Source organism: Mesorhizobium sp. WSM4847 (assembly GCF_055811335.1).
Window position 1 is genome coordinate 226,775 of sequence record NZ_JBVVPY010000001.1, and the last position, 11,414, is coordinate 238,188.

The following is an 11,414-nucleotide window of genomic DNA, read 5'->3' on the forward strand; positions in this document are numbered from 1 at the left end:
GAATATCGCGGAACCCTGACAATGAAAAAGCCGCGGCTGGCGATCGTCGTTTCGCACCCGATTCAGCACTTCGTGCATTTCTATCGGGCTTTGGCCGCGCGGGAGGATCTGGTCGTCAAGGTCATTTTCTGTTCCCGCATTGGGGTGGAAGCCTATCTCGATAAGGACATGGGCACCATCATTCGTTGGGCGGATGACATGCTGTCGGGCTTCGATCATGAATTTCTGCCGGAAGCCATGCGGATCAGGGGCACGCGACGGCTGTCGCTGAACAATCCGAGCGTCGCCGGCGCGCTCAACGCGTTCGGTCCTGATGCCGTGATAATCTACGGCTATGCACAACCGACCCAGCTGCGGACTCTTGCTTGGTGCCGCTGGAACAAGGTTCCCGTTCTCATGATCGCCGACAGTAATGCGGTCACCAAACGACCCGGCTGGAAAATGGTGCTTCGGCAAACAATCCTCAGGATGCTTTTCTCCCAAGTGACGGGTTTCCTGACAGTCGGCGATCAGAACGAGGATTTGCTTGCCTCACTGGGCGTACCGCGTGCACGGATGTATCGGTGTCCTTTCACCATCGACGAGGACAGGTACCGCCGCGCGCGAGCCGAACGCTCAACTCTGCGGCGGGCGGTCCGAGATCTGCATGGAATCCCCGATGACGCATTCGTCGGGATCGTGGTCGGAAAGCTTATCGCGCGAAAACGAACGCAGGATGCGGTTGTTGCGGTGGCTCAAGCAGCAAAAGCCTGCTCCCGGCGACGCAAGATCCATCTTTTGGTATGCGGCAATGGCCCGGATATGAAATATATAGAAGACATCGTGACAACATTGGATTCACCTACGACTTTCGCCGGTTTTGTGAACATTGATAGACTGCCCGATTATTTCGCCGCTGCCGATGTTTTGGTGCATCCGGCGGACCGTGACGCGCATCCACTCATTTGTTCCGAGGCCGCCTGCGTTGGTCTGCCGATGATACTTAGTGATCTTGTCGGCACGATCGGCCTCACGGACATCGCCAGAGAAGGCGAGAACACGATCGTTTTCAAGTGCGGTGACGTATCTGATTTCGCGCAAAATATTGTTCGCCTTGCCACCAACGATGCATTGTGTCAGTCCATGGGTGGGGCATCTATTCGGATATTTGAGGAATGCAGCTCACAGGCAAGCGTAGCGGGGCTGCTAACTGCCGTGACGGCCGCAACACGAAGGTGTCGGTCGTGAAACGTTTTCCCGTTATGGTTTTTGGCGGACAAGCGGGTCATGGCGATCCGGGAGCAGAAATCGCGAGCGGTTTCCGGGAAATGGGTTGGATTGTTCAGGAGGTCAATTCACGTCACTATCTTGGGCGCACCTCTGGTTCTATTTCAAGGCTCCTTGCTAGATTTAGTCGTTTCAAGGCGGGTCAAACCTATCGTGATGATCTACTCAATGTATGCAATACATTGCGCCCTGACGTTTTCTTGACCGTGAAGGGCGACTTCCTGACGCCAGAGCTACTTGAGAAGATCCGCAAGACCGGCGCGAGGACAGTGAATTATTATCCGGATGTCGACTTTGATCATCCTTGGCTGAACAAGGCCGTGTTGGGCGAGTTCGATCTGTTCTGCACTACAAAGCGGTTCCAAATTCCGTATCTCGAGGAACGGCTGGGTCCCGGACGGGCGGCATATGTTCCGCATGGTTACTCGCCGTCGATGATCCGCCCGATGTACCAAGGGGTTGCAGAGGACGAATATCGCACAGATGTTCTCTATGCAGGAAACCATTCATTCCATAAGCAAGAGTGGCTAGAATCGCTTATGCTTAGGCATCCGGGCCTTGGTCTCGACATTATTGGAGGACGGTGGAAAGAACGAGCTGCCTCTGGCCCGCTTGCCGGCTGCGATTTCCTTGGCATAAGAACAAGTTCTTCCTACGCCGAAGCGCTGCAGACGACAAAGATTAATATTGCGGTTCATTTCGGAAAAACGAAATCGGGTTGGGAGGACATGGTATCAAAGCGAACGTTCGAAATTCCTGCCTGTCGCGGATTCATGCTGCACATCGACAATGAGGAAGTGCGGGAGTTCTTTGAGCCGGGTTTGGAAATCGACGTGTTCGCATCGCCGGATGAACTGGCCGACAAAGTTCGCTTCTATCTACAAAGGCCTGATCTGCGAGCGTCGATGATCGATCGCGCATATCGGCGTTGCGTACCAGCCTATTCCTATCGCGAACGGGCTCGTCAGATAGCCGAACGGTTGTCGCTTTGAGGGCTCACGGCGTTTCGGAAACTTCGCGCGCATTTCGGAAAATGAAGGTATGAGCAGAGATCCATATTCGGGATACGAGGCGTGGAAGGGCTGGGACAAGCTTTTTTCGTATGGTGACGAGAAGGCCCACTATTTTGCTGGCGAGACACGCGATTTGGCAATTTCCGGCGCGACCGTTCTGGAGATAGGCTTCGGCTCCGGTGACTTCCTGAAATGGGCGAAAGATCGAGGTGCCAAGGTAGTCGGTACGGAAATCAACTCTGTCCTGCTCGATGCCGCTCGCATACATGGTGTCGAATTGCTGCCGGCCGACTTCGAGACTATCGCGGAACAGCAGGTCGCGCGATTTGAAACGATCATTGCCTTCGATGTCTTTGAACATTTTACTTTGGACGAGGTGGCGGCGCGCCTGGATGCCGCGGGGCGAATGCTGAAACCGGGCGGGCATATCGCGCTTCGGTTCCCGAATGCCCAAAGCCCTTTCGGACTGGTGCCGCAGCATGGCGATCCGACGCATCGGTCCCACCTTTCTAAAAGCGTGATCGAGCAACTCCTGCAAGACAGCAAGTTAACGGTGTCGAGATACGGTCCGTCTTTCCGTATCCAGACGGGTCGCGCGCAAAAGCGTGTGGTTCGCGCGTTACGGTACTGGTTTCGTGACGCAATATCTGCGGTTTTCAACATGATTTACTCCACGAACATCCCATGGGATCCAGTCGTTGTAATTGTTCTAAGGAAACTATAAGTGGAAAAATTAAGACGATTTGTCAGAAACATAATTGGGTACCAGTCCCCAGTATATGTACTCGGATCGTCGTTGCTTGTGACGTCTACGTTGATCATTCGTGAGGGGATTAAGACCACCGCGGAAGTAAGGAAATTGAACAGGATCACCCGCGGCTCTGAACGGCAGCTGCGCCTGTCGAGGCTAAATCATCCTTTCACCGTCGTTACCGGAACTTCCGACATTCCTGCAGTAATCAACAATGCAGTCCGAGAGGAATGGGGCGTCCCTCTTCCGCCTAGGCTGAGGCCCAAAACCATGATCGATGCCGGAGCGTTCATCGGCGATACCAGCGCATACTTTCTCTCACGCTTCGGCGATTTGCGTGTTGTCGCCCTGGAGCCGAATGAGCGAAACTTCAAGTTAGCCGAGAGAAATCTCGCCCCTTATGGAAATCGTGTCCGCCTGTTAAAGTCCGCTCTGTGGTGGAAGCAGGCCACACTTCGCTTCTCCGGAGAAGCGTTGGGCGGATCGATTGGGGATTCTGGGACGGTAATTTCCGCGACGTCGATTCCGGAGATACTGCGGATGTTGCCTGAAGGGCACATCGATATCTTAAAGATGGATATTGAGGGAGCCGAGGCCGCTATCTTCGAGAACGCACCGGAGGAGTGGCTTCCGCACGTCGACCATATTCTAATAGAGTTGCACAGCGAGCAAATCAAGAATACCGTTCTTTGCAGCCTTGAGAAAAATGGCTTTGCCTTCAATCGGTACCGTTCAGTTTGGCATGGCCGGCGGAAAACTTGACAACAGTAAATCGCAACTCTGATGCGTTTTCAGTTTGTTGCCTCGGAAAGGGAGCGGTGCAGCAGGGGCCAGATTGTCGATCTCAAGCCAGTCCCGAAGCGCGCTGTTCGTCATTTGGCGATCGAAGGGCCGCCCAATCCGATCAGATAGGCGCTAGCGACTTCTCCTGGCGTGTCTTTGCGCTGACGCTATGAGGCACGAAGATTCCGATTTGCTAGCCGAGTCCACGGCAACTGTCCCTTTGGCTTCCCCAATGATCGGGCACGAGATGAGGTCGCGCGAGACGTTGGACAAAGCGGCGGCAGATGCGCGGTATGCTGTGATTCCGGCGGAAAAACGTCCGGTCATCAAGATAACGCAGTTCATGCGGCGGCCGCGAGCCAATGCCTTCAGCATGGAACGGTTGTTCGAGGACGTTCGCGCCCACCTTCCGCCCGACTGCACGGTCAAGGTACATACCTGCCGGAATTTTTCGACCGGGCTTTGGGGGCGGCTGCAGGACATATGGCTTGCCCGCCAAACTCAGGGGGAAGTCAACCACGTTACCGGCGACGTTCACTATCTGACGTTCCTCCTGGAGAAGCGCCGAACCATTCTCACCATTCACGATTTTGTGTTGCTCGGGCGGCTCAACGGCCTCACGCGATTGCTTGTTTGGTTTCTGTGGTATTGGCTGCCGATCAAGCGCAGCGCGGCAGTGGTGGTGATCTCCGAGAGCACAAAGCAGCAGCTGCTGGATGAGGTTCATTGTCCCCCGGACAAAATTCAGGTCGTCCACAATAATGTGTCCGACGAATTCAGGCCTGTGGCAAAAACGTTCGACATGCAGCGCCCGCGTATTCTGCAGATCGGGACGAAAGTAAACAAAAACGTTGAACGGGTAATCCAAGCCCTTGAAGGGATGAACGCGGTTTTTGTCGTGATCGGCCCACTGTCGGTACTACAGCGCAATCTGCTAAAGCGGCATCGCGTAGCTTTCGAGAATTATATCGGGATTTCGCGCGGCGAACTGTTGCAACAATATGTTGCCTGCGACATGATTGTTTTTACATCCACTTATGAAGGGTTTGGCCTGCCGATTGTTGAGGCAAATGCGGTTGGCCGCCCGGTGGTGACGAGCAATCTCTCTTCAATGCCGGAAGTTGCTGGTGATGCGGCCTGCCTAGTCGATCCATTTGACGTGGCTTCGATCCGCAGAGGAATTGAGAGGGTTGTTTATGACGAAGATTACCGCAATAGCCTTGTGGAGAATGGACTCAAAAACGCCGAAAAATTTTCTGTCGACGCCGTGGCTATGAGATACGCCGAAGTTTACCGCCGGGTCGCGGAAGGTCTGTCACAAGCGTGAATATCATACATATTGTCCCTAGTATTGAAGAGGAGGCAAGTGGGCCAAGCTATTCGATACAAGCACTCAACATTACCCTGAGATCGCTTGGTGTGCACTCTCGGATCGCCGTTACAGGAGCGGCGCCTGCGATCTCAGAGGACATCTATACGTTTCGGAGGCAAAAGTTTATCTTCCGCCTGGGCCGATCACCGGAAATGCTTCGCTGGCTCCGCAACGAGGCCAATGGTCGTAAGATTGATATTCTGCATAGCCACAGTCTGTGGATGATGCCGAATGTCTATCCAGGATGGGTTTCAAGGCGTTCTGGAACACCGTTGATAGTATCCCCTAGAGGCACGCTTTCCAGTTGGGCACTCCAACGGTCTCGTTATACAAAGTTCGCATTCTGGTATCTCTTGCAGAAGCGGGCCATCGAAAACGCAACGCTTTTTCATGTCACCTCAGAGGACGAATACAAGGATGTTCGGCGCGCCGGTTTTGGCCAACCCGTTGCAATCATTCCGAATGGTATCGATGTTGCTCCAGGTACTCCGAGCCGCACAGTTGCCGAAAAGAAAACCTTGCTGTTCCTTGGGCGCATTCATCCCGTAAAAGGCGTAGATAATTTGCTGCGTGCATGGGTGGCTGTGCAGCAAAAGTTTCCCCAATGGCACTTACTAATCGTAGGTCCAGGCGACGCTGACTATCTGCGGGAAATGTCGTCACTCGCGACCGCATTGGGGGCTGTCAGAGCCAATTTCCACGGTCCACTCTATGGGGCTGATAAGATTGCCGCATTTCGAGCAGCGGATCTCTTCGTTCTCCCAACATATTCAGAAAATTTCGGCATCGCTGTCGCCGAGGCTCTTGCGGCCGAATGCCCGGTCATCACCACCAAAGGCGCTCCTTGGTCAGGTCTGATTTCGCGACAAGCCGGATGGTGGATTGATATTGGCGTGGCACCGTTGGTATCCGCATTCGAGCAAGCGATGTCGCAGACACCCGAAACGTTGAGAGCGATGGGGGCTGCTGGCCGCGTTTGGATGCAGGATGAGTTTTCGTGGCACAACATTGGATCGAGAATGGTCGCAACATATTCATGGGTACGGAATGGCGGTCCTATCCCGCCCTGGATTAGGGTCGGTTGAATGACAACGAAGCCACCAGCCGGCGGAAGTGTGACTACGAGTGAGTCTAAGGCAGTTTGGCACGCTGGCTCGACCCCATTGGCAGTGGTGATGATCAGCTACAACGAGGCGCACAACATGGGAGTCGTGCTGGAAAACCTCAAGGGATTTGCCCAAGAAGTTTTTCTGGTTGACAGCTACAGCACTGATCAAACAGTTGACATTGCGTTGAGCCATGGGGTCCATGTTGTTCAGAGGCGGTTCCATGGTTTCGGGGACCAATGGAATTTTGCCATAGCAGAGCTCCCCATTACTGCGCCCTGGACGATGAAGCTCGATCCCGACGAGAGACTGACGAACAGTTTAAAAGATAGCATAACGGCAGCAATTAAGGAGGGAAAAGCAGGTGCGTGGAGAGTCCGGCGGCGTCTATGGTTTATGGGATGCCCGCTACCGGTTACACAATTTCTTCTGCGTGGATGGCGTACCGGCACATGTCGGTTCAGCGACGTGCTTGTCAATGAACATCCGTTGGTCTTGGGCAGCATTGGAGATACCCGTGGCGAACTTGAGCACCACGATAGCCCAGACCTGCATCACTGGTTCGATAAGCAGAACCGGTACTCCTCCGCGGAGGCGTTGAGCGCGTTTCGTGGCGCCCCGCTTTCGGCAAAGCCCCGGCTCTTCGGAGTTCCGCTGGAGAGGCGCATGTGGCTCAAACTGTACCTTTCACGCATCCCGCTTCGTTCGCTCATTATTTTCGTCTATTGCTATTTTTGGCAGGGCGCATGGCGTGCAGGTCGACCCGGCTACATTTGGTCACGTCTTCGTGTCGACGTGTATCGAATGCGGATCTTGAAGTTGGCGGAAATGCGCCTTCGGGGTCGCGAGCTCTGGCTACCAGATCCGGTGCTTGGTCCGGCTCATCCTAACGCCGTTCAAGCAGACCTACGAGAAGACTCATCTGGAGAGGTAAGTCAGATGATGCAGAAGTGAGTTTTGCGTTCAATTAAAATTCGCCGCCAGAGGGTAGAGAACGAAGATGTTATCAAGACGAGCAAAGCACGCATTCTATCTGATGGCCGGACCATTCATGGCATTGAACGGAATCCGAATCCGCTATGTGTCAAAATGGGCAAGAATAATAACAGATGAAAAGAAAAAACTGCACCTTGGACCAGGGCAAAGAAATTACATTGATGGGTGGATAAATGTAGACGCAAATATATTTACCGGAAAATGCGATATATGGGCAGACCTAAGGAACAATTTACCATTTCGTGACGGAAGCGTTGATTATGTATACTCGCACCACGTGGTTGAGCATTTGCCGCGGATTGAAAGCCATTTTAAGGATGTTTACCGTGTGTTAAAACCTGGTGGTGTCTATCGGGTTGGAGGACCAAATGGTGACTCCGCCATCAAGAAATTCGTTGAAGGAGATCTGAGCTGGTTTGGCGATTGGCCTGACAGCTATGAGAGCCTTGGCGGTCGGTTCGTGAATTTCATATTTTGCCGGAATGAACATCTGACCATCCTTACGGAGTCGTACCTACAGGAAGTCGCCAAGAGGGCCGGATTTCTTGCAGGAACCGTAAAGTTGCCGACAAAGGAGACCGATTATCCAGAGATTTTTTCAGTGTGCATGGAGAAAGAGCGCCAAGAGGAATCTTCTGCGCCCCGAACCTTAATAATGGAATTCCGGAAGTGACCGGCCGTAATCGTCGCCGATATGTTGAAACGAGGAGTTGTGGTTTGTCGCCGGTTTGTGTTCGATCCTCGTACGGCGTTGAGCGGTGCCAGTTTTCTCAGCACAGTGTGGCCAATTGAAACAGATCCTCCAATCTCTCAAGACCGGTACCACCGAGGTTGCCGAAGTGCCTTGTCCGACCGCAGGTAGCGGACAGCTACTGATCCGGTCGTCACGGACGCTGGTTTCCGCCGGCACAGAACGGATGCTGGTCGATTTCGGCAAGGCCGGGTTAATTGGCAAAGCGAACCAGCAACCTGAGCGCGTCAAGCAGGTTATCAACAAGATTCGAACCGACGGACTTGCTCCGACACTCGAGGCCGTACTCAACAAATTAGACCAGCCGCTGCCGCTCGGCTACTGCAATGTCGGAACGGTGTTGCAGGCAGGCGCGGATGTGACCGCCTTTGCACCCGGCGAGCGCGTGGTTTCCAACGGCAAGCATGCCGAAGCGGTGGTGGTGCCGGTCAATCTCTGCGCCAAAGTCCCTGACGGGGTGTCCGACGACGAGGCAGCCTTCACCGTGCTCGGCGCTATCGCATTGCAAGGTATCAGGTTACTCCAACCCACTCTCGGCGAAGCGGTGGTGGTGACCGGGTTAGGGCTGATCGGGTTGATGGCGGTGCAACTTCTTCATGCGCATGGTTGCCGCGTGTTAGCGCTCGACTTCGACGCGCAAAAGTTGGCACTCGCTGAACAATTCGGTGCTAGCACTGTCAGGCTCGGCTCCGGCGAAGATCCGATTGCAGCAGCATCGGCGTTCTCCCACGGCCGCGGCGTCGACGCCGTCATCATCACAGCGTCGACCAAGAGCAGCGAGCCCGTGCATCAGGCGGCGCTGATGAGCCGCAAGCGCGGCCGCATCGTCCTGGTCGGTGTGACGGGGCTAGAACTTTCCCGCGCCGATTTCTACGAGAAGGAACTGACTTTCCAGGTGTCATGTTCCTACGGTCCTGGGCGCTATGATACCAACTACGAGGATAAGGGGCAGGACTATCCCTTTGGTTTCGTACGCTGGACCGAGCAGCGGAATCTGGAGGCTGTGCTCGATATGATGGCCACCGGCCGCCTCGATGTCGGACCGCTGATCTCGCATCGTTTTAATGTGACTGAAGCCCAAAAAGCCTATGCGCTGATCGGCGGCGCGGAGCCTTCGCTGGGCATCCTGCTTAACTATCCGGGCGGATCGGACAAATCCGTAGAGGCACTTACACTCCGCTCGGTGATATTGAATCCAGCCGGAACGCCTGCCGGAAAAATCGCACTCGGCTTCATCGGAGCGGGCAATTATGCCACGGCGGTGCTAATTCCGGCGTTCAAGGCGACCGAAGCCCGGCTTGCCCTCGTCGCCTCCAGTGCCGGCGTCAGCGGGGTCTACGCCGGCCGCAAATTTGGCTTCGAAAAAACGACGACCGATACATCATCAGTATTTGCGGATCCCGAAATCAACGCGGTGGTCGTCGCGACGCGGCATGACAGCCATGCCGACCTCGTGTGCCAGGCCATCGAGAGGCGAAAGCATGTCTTCGTCGAAAAGCCCCTGGCGCTTTCTCTCGATGATCTGCGGCGGGTTGAAGCTGCGCGGGAAAAGGCTGTCGCATCCGCCTTCACACCAGTCGTGGCTCTCGGCTTCAACCGACGCTTCGCCCCGCATGTTCGAAAGATAAGATCGCTGCTCGATGGCATCGGCGGTCCGAAGACTTTCGTGATGACGGTAAATGCCGGCGCGATACCTGCTGAACACTGGACCCAGGATAAATCTGTCGGCGGCGGTCGGATCGCCGGCGAAGCCTGCCACTTCATCGATCTGCTGCGATTTTTGGCCGCCAGTCGGATTGTTCGACACGCGACCAGCAGCATGGCCTCAGCGAGCCGCGATACGGTTACGATCCAGCTCGAATTCGCCGACGGTTCAACGGGGACGGTTCTCTATTTCGCAAATGGCAGCAAGGCTTTCTCGAAGGAGCGGCTGGAGGTGTTCGCAAGCGGGCGGATTCTGCAACTCGACAATTTTCGCAAGCTGACCGGCTATGGCTGGTCGGGCTTCAATCGGATGAACCTGTGGCGACAGGACAAGGGCCAGAAGGCATGCGCGGCAGCCTTCGTTCGGGCGGTAGAGGAGGGCGGCGCGCCGCCGATACCGTTCGAAGAGTTGCTGGAAGTAAGTCGCGTCACCATAGAAGTGGCCGAAGCGGCTCGCGCATGAACAACACTTCGCCGACCGTGATCGACATTATCGCTGGTGCGCGACCAAATTTCATGAAGATCGCGCCGATCATCAGGGCGCTTGATGAGAGAAAAGTTGCAGGTGGGCGCCTTCGATACAGGCTGGTTCACACAGGCCAGCACTATGACTCCCGCATGTCGGCCGACTTTTTTGAACAACTCGGCATACCGATGCCTGATATCAATCTCGATGTCGGCTCCGGCACCCAGGCCGAACAGACGGCGGCGATCATGACTCGGTACGAGCGTCTGCTGCTCGACCATTCGAGCAGCGTTTGCCTCGTCGTCGGCGACGTCACCTCGACCATGGCTTGCGCGATTGCGGCGCAAAAGCTTGGCGTGCCGGTAGCGCATGTTGAAGGCGGCATCCGGTCGGGCGACTGGGGGATGCCGGAGGAAATTAACAGGATGGTGACAGACGCCATCACCAACTGGTTCTTTACCACTAGCAAGACGGCGAACGACAATCTGCGTCGCGCCGGCATCGAAGACGATCGCCTGTTCTTCGTCGGGAACACGATGATCGATACGCTGCTCGCCCATATGAATCGGCTGCGGCCGCCTTCCTTTTGGGACGACTACGGGCTGCTACCGGGCGGTTATTTCGTAGTGACGCTGCATCGACCGTCGAATGTCGATGCCGGATCATCTTTTGCTCGTTTGCTGCAGGCGATCGGCGAGGGGACGCGCAGTCTGCCGACAATCTTCCCCGTCCATCCGCGCACACGAAAGACGCTGGAGGCGATGGAGGATTTGCCAGCCAATCTCGTTTTCGTCGAACCTCAGCCCTACCTCGAATTCAACTATCTTGTCCGGCACGCCAAAGCGGTCATCACCGATTCCGGCGGGATCACAGAGGAGACGACTGTCATGGGCGTTCCCTGCATGACTCTGCGCGACACGACGGAACGGCCAGAGACGGTGAGCATCGGCACCAATGAAATTCTGGGAACAAACCCGGCCAATCTGTCCAGAGCGCTCGACCGCCTCTTTGCCGGCGGCTGGAAGAAAGGCGGAATCCCAGAATTATGGGATGGTCGAACCGGAGGGCGCATCGTCGCCGCGCTGGAAGAACTGTTTCCGTCCTGATGCCGTCTCTGGAGCAGGCTCGGCTGTTCTGGCACACGGTGCGCTATCTACGGCCAGTACAGATCTACGGGCGCGCCTGGTTCCGCCTGGCCCGACCAAA

Annotated in this window: 10 protein-coding genes; all 10 read left to right on the forward strand. The window is 55.3% G+C overall.

Going from position 1 to position 11,414, the window contains the following annotated elements; genetic code table 11:
- Positions 1–21 precede the first annotated feature (21 nt).
- The 10 genes from AC0L28_RS01140 (at position 22) to wecB (ending at position 11,314) form a co-directional block, all read left to right on the forward strand.
- Positions 22–1,227 (forward strand): glycosyltransferase family 4 protein, encoded by a 1,206-nt coding sequence (locus tag AC0L28_RS01140; protein ID WP_473475066.1) that lies wholly within the window; start codon positions 22–24, stop codon positions 1,225–1,227.
- Positions 1,224–2,258: a CgeB family protein gene (locus AC0L28_RS01145; protein WP_473475068.1), complete on the forward strand. Its 1,035-nt coding sequence runs from the start codon at positions 1,224–1,226 to the stop codon at positions 2,256–2,258. The genes AC0L28_RS01140 and AC0L28_RS01145 overlap by 4 nt, the downstream gene beginning before the upstream one ends.
- A gap of 49 nt (positions 2,259–2,307) precedes the next feature.
- Positions 2,308–3,003, forward strand: a complete 696-nt coding sequence (locus AC0L28_RS01150) for a class I SAM-dependent methyltransferase (RefSeq protein WP_473475070.1) — start codon at positions 2,308–2,310, stop codon at positions 3,001–3,003.
- Positions 3,004–3,138: 135 nt separating this feature from the next.
- Positions 3,139–3,792 (forward strand): FkbM family methyltransferase, encoded by a 654-nt coding sequence (locus tag AC0L28_RS01155; RefSeq protein ID WP_473475072.1) that lies wholly within the window; start codon positions 3,139–3,141, stop codon positions 3,790–3,792.
- Between the two features lie 286 nt (positions 3,793–4,078).
- On the forward strand, positions 4,079–5,140 hold the full coding sequence (locus AC0L28_RS01160; protein WP_473475074.1) for a glycosyltransferase family 4 protein: 1,062 nt from the start codon (positions 4,079–4,081) through the stop codon (positions 5,138–5,140).
- Positions 5,137–6,270 carry a glycosyltransferase gene (locus AC0L28_RS01165; RefSeq protein WP_473475076.1) on the forward strand — a complete coding sequence of 378 codons (1,134 nt, stop codon included), beginning with the start codon at positions 5,137–5,139 and terminating at the stop codon, positions 6,268–6,270. Before AC0L28_RS01160 ends, AC0L28_RS01165 begins: the two co-directional genes overlap by 4 nt.
- A gap of 90 nt (positions 6,271–6,360) precedes the next feature.
- Positions 6,361–7,245, forward strand: a complete 885-nt coding sequence (locus AC0L28_RS01170; protein WP_473475078.1) for a glycosyltransferase family 2 protein — start codon at positions 6,361–6,363, stop codon at positions 7,243–7,245.
- 97 nt (positions 7,246–7,342) lie between these two features.
- Positions 7,343–7,960, forward strand: coding sequence for a class I SAM-dependent methyltransferase (locus AC0L28_RS01175; RefSeq protein WP_473475080.1), 618 nt, complete (start codon positions 7,343–7,345; stop codon positions 7,958–7,960).
- Between the two features lie 115 nt (positions 7,961–8,075).
- Positions 8,076–10,205 carry a bi-domain-containing oxidoreductase gene (locus tag AC0L28_RS01180; protein ID WP_473475082.1) on the forward strand — a complete coding sequence of 710 codons (2,130 nt, stop codon included), beginning with the start codon at positions 8,076–8,078 and terminating at the stop codon, positions 10,203–10,205.
- On the forward strand, positions 10,202–11,314 hold the full coding sequence (gene wecB / locus AC0L28_RS01185; RefSeq protein WP_473475084.1) for a non-hydrolyzing UDP-N-acetylglucosamine 2-epimerase: 1,113 nt from the start codon (positions 10,202–10,204) through the stop codon (positions 11,312–11,314). The genes AC0L28_RS01180 and wecB overlap by 4 nt, the downstream gene beginning before the upstream one ends.
- Positions 11,315–11,414 lie beyond the last annotated feature (100 nt).

Coding starts and splice junctions, on each gene's coding strand:
- AC0L28_RS01140 (WP_473475066.1), top strand. CDS start 22: ATGAAAAAGCCGCGGCTGGCGATCGTCGTTTCGCACCCGATTCAGCAC.
- AC0L28_RS01150 (WP_473475070.1), top strand. CDS start 2,308: ATGAGCAGAGATCCATATTCGGGATACGAGGCGTGGAAGGGCTGGGAC.
- AC0L28_RS01170 (WP_473475078.1), top strand. CDS start 6,361: ATGATCAGCTACAACGAGGCGCACAACATGGGAGTCGTGCTGGAAAAC.
- AC0L28_RS01175 (WP_473475080.1), top strand. CDS start 7,343: ATGGCATTGAACGGAATCCGAATCCGCTATGTGTCAAAATGGGCAAGA.
- wecB (WP_473475084.1), top strand. CDS start 10,202: ATGAACAACACTTCGCCGACCGTGATCGACATTATCGCTGGTGCGCGA.